Origin of the sequence: Duganella guangzhouensis (genome assembly GCF_009674535.1) — a bacterium.
GTDB lineage: Bacteria > Pseudomonadota > Gammaproteobacteria > Burkholderiales > Burkholderiaceae_D > Rugamonas > Rugamonas guangzhouensis.
In genome coordinates this window covers 143,429-167,239 of record NZ_WKJK01000003.1, presented here as the reverse complement: position 1 = coordinate 167,239, position 23,811 = coordinate 143,429, and the positions used below count along the sequence as shown (strand labels likewise).

Below are 23,811 nucleotides of genomic sequence, written 5' to 3'. Positions count from 1 at the left end.
TCAACCGGCCAAGCGCCATTCGACGCGATTGCGGCCGGCCTTTTTGGCCTGATACAGCAGCGCGTCGGCGGCCGCGAACAATTCGGCGCCGGTTTCGACGGCCGCCGCGTTGAGCGTAGCGCCGCCGGCGCTGACGGTCAGCATCGGCGCCACCGACGATGCCTGGTGCGGAATCTGCAATTCGGCGATCGCGCTGCACACGCTGTTGACCACCTGCTGCGCTTGCGCCGCCTCGGTATCCGGCATCAACAAGACCATCTCCTCGCCGCCGTAACGCGCCGCAAGGTCGGCCGGGCGGCGCAGGCCGGCGGCGGTGGTGCGGGCCACGGCGCGCAGCGCGCGGTCGCCGGCCGGATGGCCGTAATGGTCGTTGTATTGTTTGAAGGCGTCGATATCCAGCAGCGCCAGCGACAATGGCCGGCCGTTGCGGCGGCTGCGCTGCCATTCGGCTTCGTACACTTCATCGAAGCGACGGCGGTTGGCCAGTTCGGTCAGGCCGTCGACGTGGGCCAGATGCTCCAGCATGCGGCGCTGGCGCACCATCTGCAAATGCATGGCCACGCGCGCCATCACCACCGTCGAGTTGAACGGCTTGGAGATGTAATCGGCGGCGCCCATCTTCAGGCCATTGGCTTCGTCCTCCGGCCGGCCCAGGCCGGAGATGAAGATGACGGTGATGTGCGCGGTCTGGGCATCGGCGCGCAGGCGGCGCAGCACTTCGTAACCGTCCATGTCCGGCATCACCACATCGAGCAGGATCAGGTCCGGCAGATGACGCATCGCGCGTTCCAGCGCCTGCGCGCCGTTCTTGGCCAGCAGTACCGTGTGTTCGGGCTTGAGCAGCTCGGCCAATACCTGGCGATTGACGATGTCATCGTCGGCCACCAATACCTTTTGGGTTCCCGCGAAGTTCATGCGCTTGCTTCCGTTTCGGTTTGCAGGGCGCGCACCAGTGCGCTCAGCGGTGCCAGCGCGGCCTGATACTCGATCTCGTCGACGGCGCGCTGCACGCTGGTCAGCAGGGCCGCATGGGGTAGGACCGCCGGCAGCGCCCGCAGTTCCGCCAGCACGTCCTCGGCGCGGGCATCGTCGGCGCGCAGATAAGCTTCGAGCCGGGTGATCAGCAGCGTGACGTCATCGTCGCGATAACGCGGCACCGGCGTCGGCTCGCTCATCCGCGCCAGGCCGCCGACCACCACCTGCAGGCTCTCCGCCAGCTCGCTCGCCAGCATCGGGATGCGGTCCTGACGGCCTTCGCGCAGCGCCTGTTCCAGTGCCTGCGCCAGATCGGCCAGATGGAAGGCGCCGATGTAGCCGGCGGTCGACTTCAGGTTGTGGGTGATGCCATGCAGGATATCGTGCTGGCCGCTGGCCACCGCCTCGCGCACCGCTTGCGCGGCAGGCCGGTATTCGTTGAGGAAGCCGCGAATACGGCGGTCCAGGCGTGCGCGCTGGCGGTCCACGCTTTGCAGCGCCATCTGCCAGTCGACGCCCGGGATGGCGGGCAACGGGCCGCCGCTGGTGTAATCGGCCGGCGGTGGCGCCGCCTGCAGCGTGGCGTCGATGTGGGCGCGCCGCGCCGTCAGCCGCGATGGCGGTATCCATTTGATCAGGGCACGGAACAGCTGTTCCGGCGCGATCGGCTTGGTGAGGTGGTCGTTCATGCCGGCGGCCAGGCTCTTGTCGCGGTCCCCGGCCATGGCGTAGGCGGTCATGGCGACGATCGGCAGGTGCTGGCAGCGCGGCATGGCGCGGATGCGGCGGGTAGCGGTGAGGCCATCCACTTCGCGCATCTGCACGTCCATCAGCACCAGGTCGTAGTCGGTCTGTTCGACCATGCGCACCGCTTCGCCGCCATGTTCGGCGATGTCGATCTGCATGCGGGCGGCGGACAGGAAGTCCAGCGCCACCTCGCGGTTGTTGGCATTATCCTCGACCAGCAGGATGCGTGCGCCGTCCAGCGCCGACAGGTCGCGCATCGCCAGGCCGGCATGGTCGGAGCGGCGCAGTTCACGCGCCGGTTGTTGCGGCGCTAGCGGCCAGTCCACCGGCGCGCTGCTGTTGTCGGCAATGCCGAGGCGGATGATGAAGCTGAAACGGCTGCCGATGCCCTGCGTGCTGGTGACCTGGATGTCGCCACCCATCAGCTCAACCAACTGGCGTGAAATGCTCAACCCCAGCCCGGTGCCGCCGTACTTGCGCGTGATGGTGGCGCCGGCCTGGTTAAACGACTGGAACAGGCCCGCCACCTGCGCCGGCCGCATGCCGATGCCGGTGTCGTTGACCGCAAAGCGCAGCGCCACCGTTTCCGCGGTTTTGTCCATCAACTCCACCGTCACCACGATTTCGCCGCGCTCGGTGAACTTGACGGCATTGCTGGTCAGGTTGAGCAGCACCTGGCTGAGGCGCAGCGGATCGCCGATCAAACGCGGTGGTACGCTGCCATCCACACGCATTTTGAATTCAACCCGCGCGCTGTCGGACTTGATGATGGTCAGGCTGGCCAGATGGTCCAGCATCTCCTGCAATTCGAACGATGTCGACTCCAGTCCCAGCTTGCCGGCTTCGATCTTGGAGAAGTCGAGAATGTCATTGATGACCGCCAGCAGATGCTCGCCGGCGCCCAGGATTTTGCCGAGGTAGTTCTGCAGCTTGGGGCTGGGCTCCGTCATCAGCGCCAGCCGGCTCATGCCGATGATGGCGTTCATCGGGGTGCGGATCTCGTGGCTCATATGGGCCAGGAATTCGGATTTGGTGCGGGTGGCTTCCTCCGCGCGCAGCATGGCGCTTTGCATGGCCTTGGTGCGCAGGCCGAGGATGCGGGTGAACACCAGCATGTCGAAGATATTCCCGAACTGCAGCGCGTGCATGCTCCAGAAATTGGCGTCGACCTGGCCCGCGATGACCTGGCTCAGCATCGCGGACGACGCGAAGCTGACGCCCCAGCCGATCAGGAAGTAGATGCCGACCGCATCACCGCGACGGGCACGGAAATAGGCGCCGGGCAGGCCAAGCAGCATCGGCATCACGCCCAGCGTGCTGACGATGATGACCAGCGTTTCCACGCTCATGATGTCGCTGATGTAGGCCAATGCGCTGATGACGCACAGCGCCGCGCCGCCTTTCATCAGGCGGCTGAAGATGCGGTCCTTGCCCGGCCGCGCCAGCGCCTGCTCGACGAACAGGTAAGCTCCGCAGGACGCGGTCAGCGCGAACAGGCCGCCGGCGTGGATGCTCATCCACTCGTTGTGCTTCCACAGATACTGGTTGCCCAGGCCGAAGAACTCAAGCGAAAACAGTGTGGTGCCGGCCACCAGCAGCGCGAATTTGCCATACAGCGGTTCGCGCAGCGTGACCCATTGCGCCAGGCTGTAGAGCAGCAGGCACAGACTGAGACCCGTCAGCACGCCTTGCAGCATCTGCTCGTCCAGCGCGGCGCCATGGAACGTGGCCGGACGCGAAAGACTGATCGGCAGTATCAGCGAACCGACGTTCTGCACCCGCAGCAGCAGCACGCGCTCGCCGCCACTCGGCAGGTGCAGCAGCGCCGCCGGCGTGCGTGGGCGCGGCTCGCCGTCCGGCGGTATTTGCAGATTGCCGATGACCTGGTGATCGACCATGCGACCGCCGTCGGCCACATACACGTCGACCCGGTTCAGCACCGCGTAGTCGATATTCAGTATCCATTCGGCGTCGCCGGACGCTTGCGAAACGATGGGGATGCGCAGCCACACCACGTCTTTGTGCACGCCCAGTGTGGCGTAGGCGGAATTGGGCTGGGCATAGTGTTCGACCGCGTTCAGCGCCTGCCCGGGTGTCAGTTTGCCGCCTGGGTCGCTTAGCATTTTGACGGCGGGCCAGAGTTCGACATGATCGTGCCGCCCATCCAGCAGCAAGGGACCGCCACCCGCCATGGCGGTAGCGGGCGCCAGCACCAGCGCGAGGATGAGTAACAGATAGCGGGCCAGATGGTTCAGCATGGGATCAGAAGCGGTAGTCCAGTCGCAGGTCGACCGTGCGCGGGTCGCTTGGCACGGTCATGCCGAAGCTGTCGATGGCGATGGGACGGACTTTGTTTTCAATATTCTTGACGCGCGCCAGCACGCTCCACTGGCCATGTCGCGGGCGGTAGTGCAGCGAGGCGTCGCTTTCGGTGTAGGCTGGAATGCGGTACTCCAGCAACTGCGTCGGCACGGCGATGACGGACGAAGCACTGCGGCGCGCGCGCAGGCTGGCCGCCAGTTCGCCGGCTGCCAGATGGAAGCGGTGCTCATAGCCCAGCGTGAGGGTGTGCGCGGGCGAGCGGTCCAGGTGATGGCCAGCCCAGTCGTGCACGCCGTCGGGACTGTAGCGGGCGTACTGCGCATCCAGCAGCGCCAGCGCGTAGTTGATGCGGTCTTGCGCGGTCAGCGCCAGTTGGCTTTCGGCTTCCAGCCCTTTGACGTCGGCCTCACCCGCGTTGGCGGTCACAAAGCGCGGTGCGCCGGTGACGAAGGCGACGCCGGACAATTGCAGGTTGCGATAGTCGTAGTGGAAGGCGGCCAGGTTGAGCGTGGCGCGGTTTTGCCAGAAGCGGGTTTTCAATCCGGCTTCGTAGGAGCGCACGGTTTCCGGCTGATAGAACAGCGTCTGCGCAGGCACCGCCAGCGCGGCCGGACATTGCAGCCCAAGTTGCACCGAGCCAGCCAGGCAACCGTCATTGAAGCCGCCGGCCTTGTAGCCGGTGGCGATGGCGCCGTACAGCAGCGTGGCCGGGGCCAGATCGTAATCGGCGCCCAGTCGCCAGGTGGTCTGGTGGGTGTGCAGGCTGGCCGCGTTCAACAGCGCGAAGTCGGTGGCCGGATTGAATACCGCGCCTTGCTGGAAGTTGGTCGAGCCGACGCGCGATTTGTCATCCTCGGTGTAACGCGCACCGGCGGTGGCGCGCAGCTTATCGGTGACGGCGTAGGTGGCCTGGCCGAACAAGGCTTTGCTGGTCGAAACGGTGGGGCCGTGCGGGAACACATAATAGGGCGGCAGGCCAAGCGGTTCCAGGTCGCGGAAGGTGTAGGTCTGCGCCGAGTTTTCGCGGAACCAGTAGACGCCGCCCTGAGTGCTGAGCGGGCCGTCGCCATTGCTGGCCAGCCGCAGTTCGTGCGAGTTCTGTGTGTAGTCGCCACTGAAGTTCTGGCGCACGCCCAGCGCCAGTGTGGGCGCCACGCGGTAATAGAAGTTGGCCAGCGCCTCGTGTTGATAGCTGAGGTGCGCACCCAGATAGTACAGCGTGGCCGGGCCAAGATCCCAGGTCAGGTCGGCGCCGATGCCGGAGGTGGTCTTGTGGCTGTAGCCTTGCTCAGGTACGGCGTTGGGTGGCACGAAGCGATTGGTTAGCTGCGCGCCGGTGTCCGCGCCATTCCAGACCGGATGGCCGCCGGCCACGCCACGGTAGAAATTGGTGTCAGGGACGAAGCTGTCGTTGTTGTCGTCGACCTGGCTGTGGTCATAGCGCAGCAGTAGCGTGGCGTCGTGGTTGATCTTCCATTTGGCGGACAGGCGCGCCGACAAGTCGTCGCGGTCTTTGCCCAGCGTATGCGTGGTGTGCTGGGCGTTGGTCAGATAGCTGTCGTGGTAGTTGTAGGCCAGCGCGGCACGCACGGCCAGTGCCTCGTTGAGCGGCACATTGAGCATGGCGCTGGCCTTGCGGCTGCCGTAGTTGCCGATTTCGGTGGCGACGCTGGCTTCGAAGCGGTTCACCGGCGCCTTCGAAATTACACTGACCACGCCGGCCGTGGTATTGCGGCCGTATAGCGTGCCTTGCGGGCCGCGCAGCACTTCCACCCGTTCCAGGTCGTAGAAGCTGAGATTCTGAATTTGCGGGCGGGCGATATAAATCCCGTCCAGCAGGAAGGCGGCCGAGGGATCGCCTTTTTCGGTGGTGTCGGCATTGGAGACGCCACGGATGGTGATGCGCAGCCCGTCGGCGGCGTTATCCAGTTCCACATTGGGCAGGCGCGCGCCCAGCGCGGCTGGGTTGTCGATGCCGGCTTCGTTGAGTTGTGCCGCGTCGAGCGCGGTCATCGCCACCGGCGTTTTAGATTCCAGTGATGGCGCGCGTTGTGCAGTCACCGTCACTTCCTGAATCTGGGCGCGCGCCATCCCCGCGAACAGCAGCGACAGTGTCAGGACCAGGAGTTTCGGGGCCGTGGAAACCGGGGACGTCAACATTGTGAATTTTAAAACGACAGTTGCGTTCAGGATGCAAAGCCGACGAGTTTAACAGGTCGGCTTGCATTTTTGTAGTTAGCATAGCAACTATCTGTATAAAAAATCCACACTTTTACAGCGCGCCAGGATTGCGTTGCCAGATGCTATAGCAGAGCGCCGTGGCAAAACTGACCCACACGATGTAGGGAACTAACAACACTCCGGCCCAGCGGTCGCGGCGCCAGAACACGAAGATGGTGGCGGCGATCAGTAGCCACAGCACGATGATGTCGACAAACGCGGCCGCGCCCAAATGCCAGGCGAAGAACAGCCAGCTCCATAGCGCGTTGACGGCCAGCTGCACGGTGTACAGTGCCAGCGCGGGACGCGCCAATGATGGTGGTGCCAGACGCTGTACACGCCACGCGGCGATCGCCATCAGCAGATATAGCGCGGTCCAGGCGGGACCGAACAGCCACGCTGGCGGCGCCCAGTCAGGACGGTCGAGCTGTTGATAGAACGCCTGCGCGTTGGCGGTGGCGTAAGCGCCGATGGCGGCGGCGATGAAGGTCAGCACCAGCCAGCCGGCCAGCGCGGGCAGGCGCAGTGGCCGGGGTTGGACAGAAGCGTGGGACGACATGGAACGCCCTCCAGAATTAAGGTGAGGCCATGGTGCGGGCAGCACGGACGCGGGTCTGTGCGCCACGCCACTTAGTCGTCAGGGTTGGCGGCGCTGCCACCATCGGCGTCCGGTGTAGGCGGCGCGCGCCGGCAGTGTCAGCGTCACGCGCACGCCGCTGCCTGACGCCGCCGCGATATCCAGCCGGCCGCCGGCGCGGGCCGCGCGTTCGCGCATGCCGACCAGGCCATAGTGCTTGTCCGGGGCGGCGGCGTCCGGTGCCATGCCCTGGCCGTCGTCCGTAATCTCCAACACAAACTGCTCGCCGCCATAACTGACCCGCGCCTCGACCCGGCTGGCTTGCGCGTGATGGTAGGCGTTGCGCAGCGCCTCGCGCGCGATCTCGCAAGCTTCTTCGGCCGCGAGATCGCGCAGCTTGCGGCGGGTGCCGCTAACCACCACGCCGAAGGCGGTGCCAGGATGGGTCGCGGCCAAATGGCGGCCGGCTTCGGCGGCGGCGGTTTCAACGTCGTCAACGCGGCCGGTGCGTAGCTCGTGCACTTGGTCGCGGCCCTCGATAATGGTGGCGTCGGCCTGCTCCATGATCGGTTCCAGCTGACGGCGCGCGGCTTCCGGCAACTGATGTGCGACCAGGTCCAGCCGCAGCGTCAGTGCCTGCACGCTTTGCAGGAAGGTGTCGTGCAGCGCGCGCGCAATGCGTTCGCGTTCGGCCATGCGCACTACCAGCTGCTCCGCCACGCGGCGGGTGGCGATGCGCAACCGGTACCAGTACAGCAGATAGAGCAGGGCAGCCGCCGCCAGCGCGCACAGCGCCTTGAACCAGACAGTTTGTACGAACGTGGCCTCGATTTCGAATTCCAGCTGCGCGTCTTTGGCGGCGGCGCGGCCGTCGGCATTGAAGGCGCGCACGCGGAAGGTATAGCTGCCCGGCGCTACGTTGGTGTAGTAGGCGATACGGCGGCCGCCGGCTTCCTGCCAGTCGGTGTCGACGCCGGACAGCTGATACTGGAAGCGCATTCCATCCGGCTTGCCCAGACCGGGCGCGGTGTAGCGCAGGTTGAAGTGCTGCGATCCGGGCGGCAGCCGCAAGCCATTGACGGCCTGGTAGCCATGCTCGCCGATGTCGATGCCCAGTACCTGGGGCAATGGCGCGATGCGGTCGCGTCGCACCGCCGCTGGCGCCAGCCGCACCACGCCGCTGCTGGTCATGAACCAGATCTGGCCAGTGCGATCGGTGTAGACGCTGGGCAGGCGGTTTTCCAGCATGGCCTGACCGCTGTAGCCATCTACTTCTCCCAGCAGCTCATAGTTCAAGGGGCGGTCGGGGTGGGCGATCGCCGCCTGCCAGTCGGCGTGGCGCACGTGGACCACGCCCTTGGCGCCATTCAGCCAGCGGTCACCGTCGGCGCTGACCGCCATGCCGGAGATATTGTGCAGCTCTTCGGGCCGCAGCGCGGTCAGCTTGCGTAGCTGGTCGCCATCGAGGAAGGCCAGGCCCTGGTCTCCGCCCACCATCAACTGCTCGCCGGCGTACAGCATGGTGGCAAGGCCGATCAGTTGAGCGTCGTAGCTGGTCAGTTTGCCGTTGTCGTTGAAGACCAGGGTGCCGTCGCCGGTGGCGTGCCAGCGTTGGCCGGGGCGGATGCCGGCGATGCCGAGGAAGATGCGCGGCGGCAGACTGAAGGCGCTGCGCGGCTGCCATTTGCCGTCCACTAGCCCCATCAAGCCGGTTTTATCGCTGGACATCCATAGTACTTTGCCGTCGTCCACCAGACCAAACACGATGAGGTCGGCCGGCTTGCCATCCGCCGGCAGCGGCAGTGGAATCTGTGTAATCCGGCCCTGGTAATGGCGTTCGATGCTGCGCTTGCCGGCCAATAGCAGGCCACCTTCGCGGTCGTTGGCGACCACGCGGTAATAGACCGGCGATTTTTGCGGAACGGCGCCAATGGCCAGCTTCCAGGTGGTTTCGTTGGCGGTGTCGGCCAGCCAGATGCCACCCTCGGTATCGCCGGCCATGCTGTAGGTGCCGCCGATTTGCGGCAGGCGCTCCTGGATCAGATAATTTTCGCGGAAGCGATCCAGCCCGGCCTGGGTGGCAATCCACAGATTACCCTCCATGTCTTCCAATACCGCGTTGGTGGCGCGTGAACTCAGCGTCAGCGGCGGCACCAACTGGTCGGTGGCGTCGCGCGCGGCGATCAACGGCGTGTCGCCGCGCTGGGCGGCATTCGCGATCACGCACAGATTGTCCGGACAGCCACGGGTCCACAGGTTGCCGTCGCGGTCGAACTGCGCCAGGTAACGCGATTCCACCGAATTGAACGCGGCGGGACGCGGCAACGGGCGGGTGACGCCGGGCGGCAGTGTGAGTTTTTGCGGCAGCGGTGTGACTTGCCGGCTGTCGGAGATCCACAAACGGCCGTCGGGCGATTGCAGCAGGCCGGTGTCGCCACCCTGCGCGCTGACCAGCGTGAAACGTTCGCGCTGGCGGTCCAGCCGGTAGACGCCTTCGTCAAACAGCGCCCATAGTTGCTGGTACTGGTCCAGCAGTACCGCGCGCGCGGCGCTGGATGGCAGTCCTTGTTCGGCGGCGACCTTGCGCAGCTGGCCGTGCGCGTGCACGTACATGCCCTTGTCGGTGGCCAGCCATGTGCTGCCGTCAATGTCGCTGGCCAGGGTCTGAATGAAGCCGGGGGCCGCGTCCAGCGCGACCAGGTCTTCGAACTTGCCGTCGGCGTGCAGCACCGACAGGCCGCCGACCGAAAAACTCATCCACAGGTCGCCGTTGGCGCCGGCGCGCAATTCGGTGATGCGGTGCTTTGCCACCGTGCCACGGGTGGGAATCTTGTAGCGCTCGAAGCGCACGCCGTCAAAGCGGAACAAGCCGGTGGTGGTGCCCAGCCACAGCCAGCCGTCCGGTGTCTGCGCCATGCACTTGATTTCGCCGGGCGCGCCATCGCGCGTGGTCCAGGCGACGTGGTTGTAGTCGTGCAGCCGGACGGCGGGATCGAGCGCGCTGGCTGGTCCGCAACAGACCAGCAGCGCAAGCAGTGCGGCCTGTATGCAGTACCGCAGCATCAGGCTTTTTTCACGCCAAGCTTGTAGCCGATGGCCAGCAGGGCCAGCCAGGCCGGGATCAGGAACACCGACAACTGCAGGTCCGGCGTCAGATACATCACCACCAGAATCGCGGCCAGGAAGGCCAGGCACAGGTAGTTGGTCAGCGGGTAGCCCAGGCTCTGGAACGCGGTGACCTGGCCGGCGGCCTTTTTCTGGGCGCGGAAGCGCAGGTGGATCCAGCTGATCAAACCCCAGTTGATAATCAGCGCCGACACCACAAGCCCCATCAGGAAGCCGAAGGCTTTGCCGGGCATGAAGTAGTTGACCGCGACGCAGGCGCCGGTGGCCAGTGCCGATACCGCCAGGGCGTTCAGCGGTACGCCGCGCGCGTTCACCTTCAGCAGCGAGCGCGGGGCATTGCCTTGCTTGGCCAGGCCGTACAGCATGCGGGTGTTGGAATAGACGCCGCTGTTATAGACCGACAGCGCGGCGGTCAGCACCACCACGTTCAGCACGTGCGCCACCAGATCTGAATTCAGCGCGTGGAAAATCAGCACGAAGGGGCTGCCGCTGGTGACCACTTTCTGCCACGGGTACAGCGACAGCAGGATGCCGAGCGCGCCGATGTAGAAGATCAGGATGCGGTAAATGGCCTGGTTGGTGGCTTTGGGGATGCTGACCGATGGATTGTCCGCTTCGGCGGCGGTGATGCCGATCAGTTCCAGTCCGCCGAAGGAAAACATGATGACCGCCATGGCCATCGCCAGTCCGCTCACGCCATTCGGGAAGAAGCCTCCGTGCTGCCACAGGTTGGCGACGCTGGCCTCGGGGCCGGCGGCGCCGGAGAACAGCAGGTAGGCACCGAACACGATCATGCCGACTATCGCCAGCACCTTGATGATGGCGAACCAGAATTCCATCTCGCCGAAGGCTTTGACGTTGAACAGGCTGATGGCGTTGATGATGGCGAAGAAGGCCAGCGCCGACACCCAGGTCGGCACGCCCGGCCACCAGTACTGTATATAGATGCCGACCGCCGACAGCTCGGCCATGCTGACCAATACGTACAGCACCCAGTAGTTCCAGCCCGCCATGAAGCCGGCCCACTTGCCGCAGTATTTGTCGGCGAAGTGGCTGAACGAGCCGGCCACCGGCTCGTCCACCACCATTTCGCCCAACTGGCGCATGATGAGAAAGGCGATCAGGCCGGCCACGCCATAACCCAGCAGCACCGACGGCCCGGCCATCTGGATGGTCTGGGCGATGCCCAGGAAAAGGCCGGTGCCGATGGCGCCGCCCAGCGCGATCAACTGAATGTGCCGGCTCTTCAGGCCGCGCTTTAGTTCACTCATCAGAGCCTCAGTACGAAATCAAAGCGCTGATTCTCGCACAACTTAGTCTTCGTGGGCAGGGAGGGGCGTGAACTTATAATCGGCGCGGGCGTATTCGTGGCCGCGTTTCACGGTCAGCACCACCGAGCGCACGTTGGCGATGTCCTGCAGCGGATCGCGCGCCAGGAATACCATGTTGGCGTATTTGCCGGTGGCCAGGGTGCCGAATTCGCGCTGCTTGCCGAGCGCCTCGGCGGCGTTGGCGGTGGCGGCGGTGATGGCCTGCTGCGGCGTCAGGCCGGCGTAGCGCACCAGTTTTTCCAGTTCGCCGTCCAGCACCGGGTAGGGATCGTCGCCGGTGTTGTCGCTGTCGGTGCCGGCGATGATCTTGATCCCCGCCTGGTGCATGGCGCGCGTGATCTCGCCAGCCAGCCCGATGTGGCAGTGCGGGCCATCGTTCTTGTAAACGCTGAGGGTGGCGTCCATGATGGTGCCGGATTTGGCCAGCGCCGCGATGTATTTGCGGATGCCGGGATCTTGCGCGGTCAGACCTTCATACGACGGCTCGCCGTTGTGGCCATAGGTCGACTTGCCGTTCTCGCGCACATAGCGGGCGATCATGCAGACGTGGGACACGGCGGTGGCACCCAGCGAATCGTAGGGCGAGGCCGGGTAGACCTGCATGTGGGTCCAGACCGGGAACTGCTGCGCCCTGGCCTCGGCGATCAGGCCGCGCACCAGTGTGCCGGGCAGGTTGGCGTAGATTTTCATGCCGGTGGCGCCGGTGCCGCGCGCCTGTGCCACCGCCAGCGGCAGCTTGGTGTGCTCGTCCGCCGCGTACAGCCATGGCACGCTGCCCGGCTGCGTACCCAGCGCGGCCACCACGGTGCGCGGGTCCTTGAAGAAGCTCGGGCCGGCCACCAGCGAGGCGTAGAAGATATCGGGCGCCGGGATGCGGCTCAGCAGCGCATCGCGCGACAGGCCGGCCAGTTCGCGGGCGTCGCCGGCCATGTCGCGCACGCCGGTGACGCCACCGTAGATATTGCGCTTCAGCTCAGCCTCGGCGTACGGACGGTCCGGATTGGTGGCGTAGTGGACGTGTGAGTCGATCAGGCCGGGCAGCACAAACTGGCCGGAGACGTCGACCATGCGCGCGCCCTCGGTCTGTTGCGCGCTCAGTTGGGCGACGGGGAGGATGGCTTCGATGCGGTCATCCTTGACGATAACGGCCATCTCGGCGCGTGGCGCGGCGGCGGTGCCATCGATCAGGGTGGCGCCGCGATAGATCACGCGGCCCAGTGCCTTGCCGTTCAGTTTATCCAGGCGTTGCTGCTCGGTGTTGGCCTTGGGCTTTTCCTCTGCTGCGTGGGCGGCAGGGAACAGGGCGGCGATGGCCAGGGCGAGTGCGGCGTATTTCAAGGTGTTCAGCTCCATACACTATCGGCTACGCGCAGGAAGTTCGTGCCGAGGATTTTTTCAATGCGGCTGCTGCTGTGGCCACGTTTGGCCAGCAGGTCTGCCAGTTTGTAGAATTTGTCGCGGCCCATCAGGTCCGGCAGGAAGGGCACGATGTCCGGCCGCTCGCCGGGCGCGCTGATGCCGGCGGCGCGGCGCTGGCGCACTTCGTCTTCCAGCCCCTTCATATAGGTGGCCATGTCGTCGATCTGCGGCACGGTGCCGTCGGTGCCGATGCCGACATGGTCTTCGCCGCAAACATGGATGGCGTGTTCGATGTGGGCGATCAGATCGGCCGCCATCGGCTGCCGGCCCGCCGCCAGGAAAGGCATGAAGTAGATGCCGACAAAGCCACCTTTGTCCGCCACCAGCCGCAGTTCGCGGTCGGTTTTATTGCGTGGCAGGTCGGCCACGGCGCGGCAGCCGGTGTGGCTGATGATGATGGGCGCGCGCGACGCGGTCGCCGCGTCCAGGCAGATTTGCTCGCCGCTGTGGCTCAGGTCCACCAGGATGCGGTTGCGGTTCAACTGGTCCACCACGTCGCGGCCGAATTCGGTCAGCCCCTTGTTGGATGGCGCCATCGAGCCGTCGCCCAGCTGATTCGGACCATTGTAGGTCAGCTGGATAACGCGGATGCCACCCTTGGCAAATACTTCGACCCGGCGCGCGTCCTTGCCCATCATGGCCGCGTTCTGGAAGCCGAGGATTACGCCGATGCGCTTTTCAGCCTGCGCGCGCTTGATGTCGGCGGCGCCGCGCACCAGCAGCAGGTGCGCCGATTGCTTCTGGATGAAGATGTTCCAGGCATGGACGTCGGCCAGGCTTTTTTCATAGGGATCGCCGTCGCCGAACACATAGCCGATGGTCATGTTGAAGGCGTTCAGGCCCGAGGCCTTGGCGTCCGCAAGCGAGCGGGCGTCGATGCCAAAATCGGAGGCGGCGTTTTCGCGACGCGTCACCGGCAGGTTGATGTTGTCGATGCCGCCCAGGGCGTCGATGATGAGTGGATGTTTGTCGCGCAGCGACGGTGCGGCGGATGCCGGCAAACCGAGGCTGGCGAGGGTTGCCACACTGGCGGCTGCGGCGCTGTGCAGGAAGGTACGGCGGTCTGTCATGTATCTATCGTCCTTATTTGAGCGGCGCGTAGGCCATGCATTCGACTTCGATTTCGCCGCCCAGCGCCAGGCCGTTGGCGCCCAATGCGCTGCGCGCCGGCAGCCGGTCCGGCTTGAAGTAGGTGATATACACCTTGTTGAAGTCGGCCCACTTGCCCATGTCGGCGATCATCACCGTGCACTTGACCACGTTGTCCATGCCCAGCCCCACGCCGCGCAGGATGGTGGCGATGTTGTCCATGGCCTTGCGCGACTGCGCCTCAAAACCACCGGGCACCAGGCCCTTGTCGTCAGTGCCAAGCTGGCCGGAGACGAATACGAAATCGCCGGCGCGCACCGCCTGCGAGAATGGACGCCCTGGCGGGTTGCCCTGATTGTAGAACTGCGCGTCGGCGGCGCCGGCGAGGCCCGCGCAGGCCGAGAGCAGCAGCGCGGCGATGAGGCGTGGATAGGTCATGAGATTCTCCTTTCGCGAAAAGTATAAACAATTTGTTTAAAAGGTGGGAAAATAAACGCATGGATCAACAAAATGTTTCAAACCGATGAAAGCTGTTTCATTGGCCGCCGAGCGCGCGGCCGTTATCAACGCGCTCAAACCCATCGTGCCGATGCTGGCCTCGATGGCCGGACCACATCTGGAAGTGGTGCTGCACGATGTGAGCAAGCCCGAAAACTCGGTGATCGCCATCGCCAACGGTCATATTTCGGGCCGCACAGTCGGCAGCTCGGTGCTGGCCGGGCCGCAGAACGACAAGGGCTTTGCCGCCGCCACCCGCATCAAATCGCCGGATGGCGCGGTGCATAGCCTGGTGGAGGATTACGTGACAGTGACGGCGGATGGCCGCGAGCTGCGTTCCGCGTCGGCCATTTTCCGCGACGCTGGTGGCGAACCGTTCGCCACCCTGTGCCTGAACGCCGATCTGACGGGCTTCCAGATGGCGCAAGGCTGGCTGACGCGGATGCTCAAGCCCATCGTGCAGCAAGCGGCGGCGCCGGAAGCACCGCCGCCGGAAGGGCAGATGGATACGCTGATGCAGGAGATTATCAGCCAGGCGGTAGGGCCGGGCGGTTCGGCCGACAAGCTGACGCGCGAGGAAAAGATCCAGGCGGTGGGCGCGATGCAGCGGCGCGGCCTGTTCATCGTCAAGGGTGGCGTGGAGCGGGCGGCTGCCGCGCTGCGGGTATCGCGCTTCACGATTTATAATTACATGGATCAGCTGCGCCGGCGTGAATAAGCCGGCGCGGCGCCGCCTCACACCAACCAGGGAAGACCGTATGACGAGTTTGATGAAAGCGATGCGCGTGTTGTGTGTATCGCTGGTAGCGTTGTCCATGCAGATATCCACCGCCGCCGAAGCACCGCCGCAGGGCAACCTGCTGATCGCCGGCGGCGCGCTGCGCCCCGATAATGCCGTGGTCTGGCAACGCTTGGTGCAGCTGGCGGGCGGTCCGGGCGCGCGCATCGCCGTCATGCCCAGCGCGGCCGGCAACCCGGCCCGTTCCGGCGCCAACCTGGCCGCCACGCTGAACAAATATGGCGCTTCCGCCTTCGTGGTGCCGGTGGCGGTACGCTTCAAGGACCGCGACTACCAGAAGGATGCCGAAGACGAAACGCTGGCCAAATCGATACGCGAAGCCGGCGGCGTTTACTTCACCGGGGGCGACCAGGGACTGATCACCAAGGCGCTGGTGCGCCCGGACGGCAAACGCACCGCCGTGCTGCAGGCGATCTGGGATGTCTACCAAAAGGGTGGCGTGATCGGCGGTACCAGCGCCGGCGCGGCCATCATGAGCAGCACCATGTATTACGAGGCCGACACCGTGCTGGGCACGTTGAGCGTCGGCGTCAACGATGGCAAGGAACTGGCGCCGGGCCTGGGCTTCGTCGGCACCGACCTGTTCGTCGATCAGCATCTGCTGGCGCGCGGCCGCTTTGCCCGCATGCTGCCGGCGATGCTGAAAAAAGGCTACAAGCAGGGCTTGGGCATCGATGAAAACACCGCCATCATCATCAACGGCAAGCGCGATGTCGAGGTGATCGGCTACCAGGGCGCGCTGCTGCTGGATGTGAGCCGCGCCACCCGCAACGCCAGCGAGAAGGACTTCAATTTGTCCAACGTCCGCATCAGCTATCTGGATCGCGGCGACCGCTACAACCTGCTGAGTCACGAATACACGCCGGCCGCCGACAAGGTAAACGGCAAGCTGGACCCGGCCAATCCGGATACGGACGAGCAGGTGTATTCGGCCGATATCCTCGGCCACAACACGGTGTTGGTGATGATGGAAAAGCTGATCCACAATGCCCGCAAGGAGGCGATCGGCATCGCCACTGCGGCCCCCGGCGATCCGCGCGAGGACCTGGGCTTTGAATTCAAGCTGACGCGCGACGCCGAGAGTGTGGGTTATGAGTCGGCGGTGGCGGACGCTTACACCATCCTCAATTTGCGGATGGACGTGCGCCCGCTGCACATTACGAGGCCTTGGTATCGTTGACCGTGCTGCCGCTGGTCGAAGTACCGTTGATTTTGTCGCGGGCTTCCTGCTTCTGCTGTTCCTGCTGCTGAATATTGGCGATCTGCTGTTCCTGCATCTGGATTTGACGCTGAATGTCCATGATCTCCTTGGTCAGAATTTTCTGCTCGTCGGTGTCGGTGGACTCGCGCAATTGCTTTTGCAGTGATTGCGCCTGCTTTTGCAGGTTCTTGATGCTGGCCTGCAGACGTTCGATCTGACCCTGGCTGCCGGTGCTGCTGACGCTACTGCTGCCGCTGATGGAAATGCTCATTGTGTACTCCTGTTGGTGTTGGGTTCACATTGATATGGCGGCCATTTACGGGTAAATACTAAGTGCACAGTTGCTTGAAATGCACGTATGCTTGCGCTTTTCGTGTAAATTTGAGTTAAGCATGACAGGTGAAGCGGTTCCAGCGGATGTCGCCTTCGGCCAATCGGCGCTCGGGCAGTTATTGGCCGGCGTGAGGGCAGAGGGTTCGGCCTCCCATCGTAATATCGCGGATTATTTAATACGCAACCCAATGCGCGGCACCGCGCTGAAGATCGAGGAAATGGCGGAGGGCTGCAAAGTCTCAACCGCGACCATCAGCCGCTTCGCGCGCGACATCGGCTTCGCCAGCTACGGCGCGATGCGCAGCGCGCTGGCGGAAACCCTGCACAGCGCGATCCAGCCGGTGGAAAAACTGCGCAACTCACTGGCGCGTGGCGCCACCAGTTCCGCCGGCCAGACCAGCCTGGAGTACGCGCGCGCCAATGTCGCCGCCACCCATGGCTCGCTGTCGCAGCGCGCACTGGAGCAGGTGGCACGCACGATCAGCGCTGCCCGTACCGTGTATGTGCTGGGCATGGGCATGTCGTCCAGCCTGGCGTTCATGCTGGCGCGCCATCTGCAGCCGTTCTGCGAACATGTGGTCGATCTGGCGGGTCCGGGCGGTACCGAAACGGCGGCTGCGCGCTTGCTGCATATCCGGCGCGGCGATGTGCTGATCGCCTTTTCGCTGCCGCGCTATTCGTCGGGCGTGATGCGGCTGGCCCAGTACGCCGCCGACAAAAAGGCGACTGTAGTGGCGATCACCGATACACCGTCGGCACCGATGGTGGAACTGTCTGATCACGTGCTGTATGCCAGCAGTGCCCACGTGGTGCTGGCCAGCAGCAACGTGGCGGCGGTGGCGGTGATGGAGGCGCTGATCACGCAACTGATGGTGTCCAAGCAGGGCAACGTGATGAAGGCCGAGCTCCTGACCGAGATGACCGGCGAGTACATGGTGTGCGACGATGTTTAGCGTATTTACTAAACATCGCCCCATATACCGCGGCCGCATTTGACCGTGGTCCGCTCCCGCGCTATAAAGTCGGATCGTCTTTTGTAGCGGGGTCGCATGTCCAAATATCTTCCAGCCGGCGCGTTGGCGCTGGTCCTGGCACTTCCGGCGATCGCCATCGCCCAGACCTCGCCGGCGGCGGCGGTCGATGTCTTCATCGGCACCGGTGGCGATGGTCATACCTTCCCCGGCGCCACCCGGCCGTTCGGCATGGTGCAACTGAGCCCAGACACGCAGGTGCGGCCGTTCCGCCAGAGTTATCCGTGGGCGTCCGGCTATCGCTATGACGATGACAGCATCCTCGGCTTCTCGCACACGCACTTCTCCGGTTCCGGCCACTCGGACCTGGGCGACGTGCTGCTGATGCCTTATAGCGGCGAGACCAAATGGGAGCCGGGGTATCCGGAGCGGCCGTTCAGCGGCTATCGCTCGCGCTTCAGCCACAAGGAGGAACGCGCGGAGCCGGGCTATTACGCGGTGCGGCTGTCCGACAATGAGGTGGATGTGGAGCTGACCGCGAGTGAGCGCGTGGGCCTGCACCGCTATCGTTATGCCAAGGGCGCCGAGGCCAAGGTGATGCTGGATCTGCGCAGCAGCATCTACGATTACGCGGCCAAGAATCTGTGGTCACGCCTGCGTGTGCGCGATAACACGCTGATTACCGGCATGCGCGAGACGCGTGGCTGGGCCGCCGGCCGTCAGCTGTATTTCGCGATCCAGTTTTCCCATCCGCTGACGGTGCGCTCGCTGCGCAATATGGAGCGCGATGTCGAGTACAAGGGCTTTGCGGGACCGGGTAGTGGTCCGGGCGACAAGGCACAGGTGGAGGGCAAGGCGCTGGTTGGCGCGTTGGAATTCGGCGTGCCGTCGGATGGCCAGCTGCAGGTGAAGGTGGCGATTTCCGGCGTCAGCGAAGAAGGCGCGATCGCCAATCTGGCCGAGATGCCGGGCTGGGACTTCGACGCCGAACGTGCCAAGGCATCGGCCGCGTGGAACGAGGCGCTGGGCGCGGTCGCCATCGAGGCCGCACCGGAGATGCGCAAGATGACTTACACGGCGCTGTACCACAGCATGCTGGCGCCTAGCCTGTACATGGATCGCGATGGCCGCTATCGCGGGCCGGACAACGAGGTGCATCAGGCCAGCGGCTTCCGTTATCACTCCACGTTCTCGCTGTGGGACACCTACCGCGCGCTGCATCCCTTGCTGACACTGATCCAGCCGGAACAACGCAACGTCGATTTCGTGCGCTCGCTGATCGCGTCGCAGCAGGCCAGCCCCTACGGCATTCTGCCGGTGTGGCAGTTCCATGGCCTGGAGACCTGGTGCATGATCGGCTATCACGCGGTGCCGGTGATCGCGGACGCTTACATGAAAGGGCTGAAAGGCTTCGACGCCGAAGAGGCGCTGAAGGCGATGACGGCCAGCGCCGAATATGGCCCTTACGGTGGCCTGCAGTACTACATGAAGCTGGGCTATGTACCGATCGATCTGGAGCCGGAGGCGGCGTCCAAGACAGTGGAGTATGCGTTTGACGACTGGACCATCGCCCGCATGGCGGAGAAGATGGGCAAAAAGGACATCGCCGCGCGCTATTACAAACGGGCGCAGAATTATCGCAACTCGTTCGACGTCAAGACCGGCTTCCTGCGCGCGCGCAAATCGGACGGCCAGTTCCGCGAGCCGTTCAATCCGGTGCTGTCCAACTTCGGCAGCGACTATACCGAAGGCAGCGCGTGGCAGTATTCCTGGTATATGCCGCACGATAACGCGGGCTTGATCAAGATGCTGGGCGGCGACCGCGCGCTGCAGGACAAGATCGACCAGGTGTTCGACGCCAAGGTGGACGAGAATGTGTACGCACACATGGAAGACATCTCGGGCCTGATCGGCCACTATGCGCATGGCAATGAGCCGTCGCACCATGTGGCCTATCTGTATAACTATGCCGGCGCGCCGTGGAAAACGCAGGCGCGTCTGACGCAGGTGGTGGCGTCGCAGTACGACACCACGCCGGCTGGCTTGTCGGGTAATGACGATCTGGGGCAGATGTCGGCCTGGCTGGCGTTTACGGCGCTGGGCTTTTATCCGGTGGCGCCGGGCAGCAATGAGTACGTGATCGGCCGGCCGTTCCTGGATAAGGCGGAGCTGAATCTGCCCAACGGCAAACGCTTCACCATCCGCGCGCTGGGGCTGAGCAAGGAGAACATCTACGTGGCCGGCGTCACGCTGAACGGCAAGCCGTTGGCGCAGACCTTCCTGCGTCACGATCAGATTACGGCCGGCGGCGAGCTGGTATTCACCATGTCGGCGCAGCCGAACAAGGACTGGGGCAAGGCCACCAGCGCGCGGCCGTACACGCAGACTGCTTACTGAAGCGCTTCGACTTCCTTGAGGAAGTCGGCGCTGAAGACGGGAAGTTTGTCGTCATTCTTGGCCAGCGCCTGATAGCGCAGCACGAAGTTTTTGGGCGGCTGCTTCAGCATCTCGAAGATGGCCGCCTTGCCATCGTGCTTGATGATGGTGGTGGCCATCAGCCAGCCAAGGTCGTAGGCGGTTTCGTCGAAGTCGGTGGTGAACATCAGACCGTAGATGCGATCGTAGGCGTCCTCATTGTCCGGCGGCGCGAGGCGCATGCGCCAGCCCAGGGTTTCAAACATGGTTACCACATCGCCGATGCGGTTGGCATTGCGGGCGATGCCCAGGTAGCGCCGGTTGGAGTAGGGCGTGACCGGGCGCTCGGCCAGCGGATGCGTGAACAGTTCGGCCGTGCCCTCCTGCTCCAGATGCACCAGCAGGTGGTTCAGCCATACCGGGCCGGTGCTGGCGGCTGCGCCACGCTGGCGAGGCAGGTTTTCAGCACGCATGACGTGGAACTGCACTGCGTGGAACAGTTCATGGGCGACCATTTCGGCCAGCTCCTGGGTGCTGGCGGCTTCGCTGTACAGCAAGTCGACGTAAACATCGTCCCGCACATCGTCAAAGGCGAAGCCGCCGGAGGTGCTGCCGAAGATGAAATGTACCCTGATGTTGGCACCGAAATCGGTGGGCACATATTCTTTGATCTGTCGCCGCACCTCGGCCGCCAGCGGCGCATAGCGCCCATAGCCTGGCTGGGATAATTCGGCGGCGACCGTGGTTGCAGCGCGTACGACCTTCTGGCTGTTGCGCAGTTTTTTCAGCCACTGGGTCAGGCCATCGCAATCCTTGAGCTGCATCTTGCGTATCATCGCCTTGCCGTCGGACTGCTCGCATAGCGCGGCGGCCTGGTCGAAATTGCCGCTGCTGATAGCGGTGCTGACGGTCTTCGCCGTCTCAAAATCGAATTCGAATCGCAGTTGATCGGCATGGGATGGAGCGGCGCATAACAGCGCCAAGGCGGCAAAGACTGCTGACAGCTTCATTGACACTCCGGGAATAAGGGAATGTCATAGAATAGCACCGCCTCAGTCTTGTGCGCGGGTGGAAAGGGCGACAATCGCCACGCCGGCGGCGACGATCAGCGCGTCTTCAATCAAGCCGCTGCGGGTCTGGCCGATTTTGGCCATCGCCTGCTTGCGCGCCGACAGCGTCACATAGGCCAGCGGTACGGCGGTGGCGACGGCGACCGCCGCGCCGGCGGATTCGCGGCCACGCGGCGCCAGCGCGGCACCGGCGATGCCCGCGCTCATCACGCGCGCCAGCAGGCCAAGGAACACGGTGCGATCGGGCGCGGTCTTCATCTTGTCGCCGGCCAGTTCACCGAGACCCATGGCCAGCGCGCCGTATTTGAAGGTGGGACGATCGAGCAGGAACAATTCGCCGCTGGTGCGGCGATGCGCGAGGCGAGCGGTGGCGATGGTCGCCATCGGCGTCATGGAACGCGCGCTGGCGACGGCGCCAATCAGGGCCGATGAGAGCAGCTTAGGTATCTTCATTATGGTCACTCCAAATGCGCCAATTATTGCTGGTGATTGGCGCGTTTTCAGTTAGACCGCGAACAGAAAGGGAGTATGGATGAATAAATGGTTATGCCTGGCGATTGCCATCGTGGCAGAAACGATCGCCACCTCGGCATTGAAGTCGAGCGAGGGATTTACGCGGTTGTGGCCATCGGTGCTGGTGGCGGTGGGTTATGTGGTGGCGTTCTATTTTCTGTCGGTGACGCTGCGCTCGATACCGGTCGGCGTGGCGTATGCAATCTGGTCGGGTGTCGGCATTATCCTGATCGCCACCGCCGGCTGGCTGCTGTTCGGCCAGAAGCTGGACCTGCCGGCGATGATCGGCATGGGTCTGATTATCACCGGCGTGGTGATCATGAACGTGTTTTCCAAAGTCGGCCACAGCTGATGGCTGGCACAGGCTTGCGCGCCATCCGGGCGGATCTTTTGTTACATCTATAAATTTGCTTTTTAATTAATCAGAAGCTATCCTTTTGGCAATTATAACCTTAAGGAAAATGCAATGAAATCGTATGGTGCGGAATTTTTCGGGACGTTTTGGCTGGTGCTGGGCGGCTGTGGCAGCGCGGTGCTGGCGGCGGCGTTTCCGGGGCTGGGCATCGGCTTTGTCGGCGTCTCGCTGGCGTTTGGTTTGACGGTGCTGACCATGGCCTATGCGATCGGTCATATCTCCGGCTGCCATTTGAATCCGGCGGTGTCGATTGGCCTGTGGGCTGGCGGCCGCTTCCCGGCCAATAAACTGCTGCCGTACATTGTGGCGCAGGTGTTGGGCGGCATCGTCGCCGGCGGCGTGCTGTATCTGATCGCCAGCGGCAAGGCCGGCTTCGATGTGGCCGGCGGCTTCGCCTCCAACGGCTATGGCGAACATTCGCCAGGCGGTTTCTCGCTGACCGCCGCGCTGGTATGCGAAGTGGTGCTGACGATGATGTTCCTGATCGTGATTCTGGGCGCCACGGATGCGCGCGCGCCGGCTGGCTTCGCGCCGCTGCCGATCGGCCTGTGCCTGACCTTGATCCACCTGATCAGCATCCCGGTCACCAATACTTCGGTCAATCCGGCGCGCAGCACCGCGGTGGCGGTGTACGTTGGCGGTTGGGCCACCAGCCAGCTGTGGCTGTTCTGGGTGGCGCCGATTGTTGGTGCGCTGCTGGGCGCGGTGGTTTATCGTCTGATCGGCAGCAAGGACTAAGCGGAAATTTCCGGCTCGCGGTTGAAGAACGTGAGCCGGTTGCCTGATGGGTCGATGATGGTCATTTCGCGTCCGCCCCATGGCACTTCGGCCACGCCAGGCCGTGCGTGCTTGTACTCTTTGGCGATCAGTTCGGCCTGATAGGCGTCGACGTCGGAAGTGGCGATGCGGATCGCCGCGCCGGGCGCGCAGTCGCCGAAGTGGCCGGACAGGTGCAGCAGGCAGCCATCCTTCGACACCTGCGTGTACAAAGGGAAGTTGCCCTCGAAGCGGTGCTCCCAGTCGACTTTGAAGCCGAGGAAGTCGACATAGAAAGCGCGCGTCAGTGTTTCATCAAACATGCGCAGGATGGGAGTGACGGTGCCCAGGCTCATGATGTCTCCGTTAGTGGATTAAGCTGTAGATTACACCAATCACGCCCAGCGCCAGCACATAAAACACCAGCGGCAGAATCAGGAACCAGAAGCGCGCCGACCCCTTGCGCAGCGTGAACACGGTGGTGGCGGCGCAATAGCTGGTCCAGCAGGACCATAGAACGAACACAATCAGCAGCATGTTGGCGGCGCTGTTGGCATTCCACGCTTCGGCGTAGTTGGCGTAGCTGAAGGTCTGGATCACCGGCAGCGCGACCAGCGGCAGTGCCAGGACCAGATTCTGCAGCGTCGCCACGCTGCGCGCATCGTCAGGCGGCACGTCCTCCGCGCCGGACCATTCCAGACGCTTGCGATACCACCAGCCGCGCAAATACCAGCTCACCACGCTGCTGACCATGCCGCCGATCAGCACCAGCGTCCAGTAGCTGAACCAGGAGTTGACCACGTCGCCGTAGAAGCCGGTCAGTTGGCTCACGTCCTCGCTGCGCATGTCGGATTTCAGCAGCCCTTGGTCGATGCGGTCGATGGCGTTGGCGATACCTGCCAGCGCGGCGGCGATCATGATGCCGCGCCGATCGCTGGTGGTGTTCGGATCGGCAAAGAACGCGCGTGGCGTCAGCAGCAGTGCGACCAAACGATGGGGGTTAAAGCTAAACGAAGCAGTACGCATTTAAGTAC

At 63.9% G+C, this 23,811-nt stretch carries 20 protein-coding genes; 6 read left to right on the top strand and 14 right to left on the bottom strand.

Annotation, left to right across the window (positions count from 1 at the left end):
- The 9 genes from GJ699_RS06765 to GJ699_RS06725 all read right to left on the bottom strand — a co-directional run bounded on the left by GJ699_RS06765 (nucleotide 1) and on the right by GJ699_RS06725 (nucleotide 14,244).
- Nucleotides 1–915, bottom strand: coding sequence for a diguanylate cyclase (locus tag GJ699_RS06765; protein ID WP_154374408.1), 915 nt, complete (start codon nucleotides 913–915; stop codon nucleotides 1–3).
- Nucleotides 912–3,980, bottom strand: a complete 3,069-nt coding sequence (locus GJ699_RS06760) for a hybrid sensor histidine kinase/response regulator (protein ID WP_195763477.1) — start codon at nucleotides 3,978–3,980, stop codon at nucleotides 912–914. Before GJ699_RS06760 ends, GJ699_RS06765 begins: the two co-directional genes overlap by 4 nt.
- A gap of 4 nt (nucleotides 3,981–3,984) precedes the next feature.
- Nucleotides 3,985–6,204, bottom strand: coding sequence for a TonB-dependent receptor (locus GJ699_RS06755; protein ID WP_154374407.1), 2,220 nt, complete (start codon nucleotides 6,202–6,204; stop codon nucleotides 3,985–3,987).
- 112 nt (nucleotides 6,205–6,316) lie between these two features.
- Entirely contained in the window at nucleotides 6,317–6,823 is a 507-nt protein-coding gene (locus tag GJ699_RS06750; protein ID WP_154374406.1) for a TspO/MBR family protein, read from the bottom strand.
- A gap of 78 nt (nucleotides 6,824–6,901) precedes the next feature.
- Complete coding sequence (locus GJ699_RS06745; RefSeq protein ID WP_154374405.1) at nucleotides 6,902–9,904, bottom strand: sensor histidine kinase; 3,003 nt, start codon at nucleotides 9,902–9,904, stop codon at nucleotides 6,902–6,904.
- Nucleotides 9,904–11,238 (bottom strand): amino acid permease, encoded by a 1,335-nt coding sequence (locus GJ699_RS06740; protein ID WP_154374403.1) that lies wholly within the window; start codon nucleotides 11,236–11,238, stop codon nucleotides 9,904–9,906. The genes GJ699_RS06745 and GJ699_RS06740 overlap by 1 nt, the downstream gene beginning before the upstream one ends.
- A 42-nt stretch (nucleotides 11,239–11,280) precedes the next feature.
- A complete protein-coding gene (locus GJ699_RS06735) occupies nucleotides 11,281–12,636 on the bottom strand; it encodes an amidohydrolase family protein (protein WP_195763476.1) in 1,356 nt (451 codons plus the stop codon).
- A 5-nt stretch (nucleotides 12,637–12,641) separates the two neighbouring features.
- On the bottom strand, nucleotides 12,642–13,787 hold the full coding sequence (locus GJ699_RS06730; RefSeq protein ID WP_154374399.1) for a dipeptidase: 1,146 nt from the start codon (nucleotides 13,785–13,787) through the stop codon (nucleotides 12,642–12,644).
- Nucleotides 13,788–13,800: 13 nt separating this feature from the next.
- Nucleotides 13,801–14,244 (bottom strand): RidA family protein, encoded by a 444-nt coding sequence (locus GJ699_RS06725; RefSeq protein ID WP_154374397.1) that lies wholly within the window; start codon nucleotides 14,242–14,244, stop codon nucleotides 13,801–13,803.
- Nucleotides 14,245–14,329: 85 nt separating this feature from the next.
- On the opposite strand from GJ699_RS06725, the gene GJ699_RS06720 reads away from it, so the two are divergent.
- Entirely contained in the window at nucleotides 14,330–15,022 is a 693-nt protein-coding gene (locus tag GJ699_RS06720) for a helix-turn-helix transcriptional regulator (RefSeq protein ID WP_154374395.1), read from the top strand.
- Nucleotides 15,023–15,062: 40 nt separating this feature from the next.
- Nucleotides 15,063–16,283, top strand: coding sequence for a cyanophycinase (locus GJ699_RS06715; RefSeq protein WP_229261978.1), 1,221 nt, complete (start codon nucleotides 15,063–15,065; stop codon nucleotides 16,281–16,283).
- Here GJ699_RS06715 and GJ699_RS06710 read toward each other — a convergent pair.
- Entirely contained in the window at nucleotides 16,261–16,575 is a 315-nt protein-coding gene (locus GJ699_RS06710) for a FlxA-like family protein (protein WP_154374393.1), read from the bottom strand. The two genes, GJ699_RS06715 and GJ699_RS06710, sit on opposite strands and share 23 nt — an antisense overlap.
- A 121-nt stretch (nucleotides 16,576–16,696) precedes the next feature.
- On the opposite strand from GJ699_RS06710, the gene GJ699_RS06705 reads away from it, so the two are divergent.
- Together GJ699_RS06705 and GJ699_RS06700 are read left to right on the top strand one after the other, a co-directional pair.
- Nucleotides 16,697–17,590 carry a MurR/RpiR family transcriptional regulator gene (locus tag GJ699_RS06705; RefSeq protein WP_154374391.1) on the top strand — a complete coding sequence of 298 codons (894 nt, stop codon included), beginning with the start codon at nucleotides 16,697–16,699 and terminating at the stop codon, nucleotides 17,588–17,590.
- Between the two features lie 96 nt (nucleotides 17,591–17,686).
- Nucleotides 17,687–20,005, top strand: a complete 2,319-nt coding sequence (locus GJ699_RS06700; protein WP_154374389.1) for a GH92 family glycosyl hydrolase — start codon at nucleotides 17,687–17,689, stop codon at nucleotides 20,003–20,005.
- Here the strand turns inward: GJ699_RS06700 and GJ699_RS06695 are convergent.
- Together GJ699_RS06695 and GJ699_RS06690 are read right to left on the bottom strand one after the other, a co-directional pair.
- Complete coding sequence (locus GJ699_RS06695) at nucleotides 19,999–21,033, bottom strand: DUF5700 domain-containing putative Zn-dependent protease (protein WP_154374387.1); 1,035 nt, start codon at nucleotides 21,031–21,033, stop codon at nucleotides 19,999–20,001. The genes GJ699_RS06700 and GJ699_RS06695 overlap by 7 nt on opposite strands.
- Before the next feature lie 42 nt (nucleotides 21,034–21,075).
- Entirely contained in the window at nucleotides 21,076–21,546 is a 471-nt protein-coding gene (locus tag GJ699_RS06690; protein WP_154374385.1) for a hypothetical protein, read from the bottom strand.
- Nucleotides 21,547–21,625: 79 nt separating this feature from the next.
- Here GJ699_RS06690 and GJ699_RS06685 point away from each other — a divergent pair, with 79 nt between their 5' ends.
- Both GJ699_RS06685 and aqpZ read left to right on the top strand, forming a co-directional pair.
- The gene (locus GJ699_RS06685; RefSeq protein ID WP_154374383.1) at nucleotides 21,626–21,958 is read left to right on the top strand and encodes a DMT family transporter; all 333 of its coding nucleotides are present in this window, start codon (nucleotides 21,626–21,628) and stop codon (nucleotides 21,956–21,958) included.
- Between the two features lie 114 nt (nucleotides 21,959–22,072).
- Nucleotides 22,073–22,759, top strand: coding sequence for an aquaporin Z (gene aqpZ, locus GJ699_RS06680; RefSeq protein ID WP_154374381.1), 687 nt, complete (start codon nucleotides 22,073–22,075; stop codon nucleotides 22,757–22,759).
- Here aqpZ and GJ699_RS06675 read toward each other — a convergent pair.
- Together GJ699_RS06675 and GJ699_RS06670 are read right to left on the bottom strand one after the other, a co-directional pair.
- Complete coding sequence (locus tag GJ699_RS06675; protein WP_154374379.1) at nucleotides 22,756–23,133, bottom strand: glyoxalase superfamily protein; 378 nt, start codon at nucleotides 23,131–23,133, stop codon at nucleotides 22,756–22,758. The two genes, aqpZ and GJ699_RS06675, sit on opposite strands and share 4 nt — an antisense overlap.
- 10 nt (nucleotides 23,134–23,143) lie before the next feature.
- A complete protein-coding gene (locus tag GJ699_RS06670; protein ID WP_154374377.1) occupies nucleotides 23,144–23,803 on the bottom strand; it encodes a hypothetical protein in 660 nt (219 codons plus the stop codon).
- Nucleotides 23,804–23,811 lie beyond the last annotated feature (8 nt).

Coding starts and splice junctions, on each gene's coding strand:
- GJ699_RS06765 (WP_154374408.1), bottom strand. CDS start 915: ATGAACTTCGCGGGAACCCAAAAGGTATTGGTGGCCGACGATGACATC.
- GJ699_RS06760 (WP_195763477.1), bottom strand. CDS start 3,980: ATGCTGAACCATCTGGCCCGCTATCTGTTACTCATCCTCGCGCTGGTG.
- GJ699_RS06755 (WP_154374407.1), bottom strand. CDS start 6,204: ATGTTGACGTCCCCGGTTTCCACGGCCCCGAAACTCCTGGTCCTGACA.
- GJ699_RS06750 (WP_154374406.1), bottom strand. CDS start 6,823: ATGTCGTCCCACGCTTCTGTCCAACCCCGGCCACTGCGCCTGCCCGCG.
- GJ699_RS06745 (WP_154374405.1), bottom strand. CDS start 9,904: ATGCTGCGGTACTGCATACAGGCCGCACTGCTTGCGCTGCTGGTCTGT.
- GJ699_RS06740 (WP_154374403.1), bottom strand. CDS start 11,238: ATGAGTGAACTAAAGCGCGGCCTGAAGAGCCGGCACATTCAGTTGATC.
- GJ699_RS06730 (WP_154374399.1), bottom strand. CDS start 13,787: ATGACAGACCGCCGTACCTTCCTGCACAGCGCCGCAGCCGCCAGTGTG.
- GJ699_RS06725 (WP_154374397.1), bottom strand. CDS start 14,244: ATGACCTATCCACGCCTCATCGCCGCGCTGCTGCTCTCGGCCTGCGCG.
- GJ699_RS06720 (WP_154374395.1), top strand. CDS start 14,330: ATGAAAGCTGTTTCATTGGCCGCCGAGCGCGCGGCCGTTATCAACGCG.
- GJ699_RS06715 (WP_229261978.1), top strand. CDS start 15,063: ATGACGAGTTTGATGAAAGCGATGCGCGTGTTGTGTGTATCGCTGGTA.
- GJ699_RS06710 (WP_154374393.1), bottom strand. CDS start 16,575: ATGAGCATTTCCATCAGCGGCAGCAGTAGCGTCAGCAGCACCGGCAGC.
- GJ699_RS06705 (WP_154374391.1), top strand. CDS start 16,697: ATGACAGGTGAAGCGGTTCCAGCGGATGTCGCCTTCGGCCAATCGGCG.
- GJ699_RS06700 (WP_154374389.1), top strand. CDS start 17,687: ATGTCCAAATATCTTCCAGCCGGCGCGTTGGCGCTGGTCCTGGCACTT.
- GJ699_RS06695 (WP_154374387.1), bottom strand. CDS start 21,033: ATGAAGCTGTCAGCAGTCTTTGCCGCCTTGGCGCTGTTATGCGCCGCT.
- GJ699_RS06690 (WP_154374385.1), bottom strand. CDS start 21,546: ATGAAGATACCTAAGCTGCTCTCATCGGCCCTGATTGGCGCCGTCGCC.
- GJ699_RS06685 (WP_154374383.1), top strand. CDS start 21,626: ATGAATAAATGGTTATGCCTGGCGATTGCCATCGTGGCAGAAACGATC.
- aqpZ (WP_154374381.1), top strand. CDS start 22,073: ATGAAATCGTATGGTGCGGAATTTTTCGGGACGTTTTGGCTGGTGCTG.
- GJ699_RS06675 (WP_154374379.1), bottom strand. CDS start 23,133: ATGAGCCTGGGCACCGTCACTCCCATCCTGCGCATGTTTGATGAAACA.
- GJ699_RS06670 (WP_154374377.1), bottom strand. CDS start 23,803: ATGCGTACTGCTTCGTTTAGCTTTAACCCCCATCGTTTGGTCGCACTG.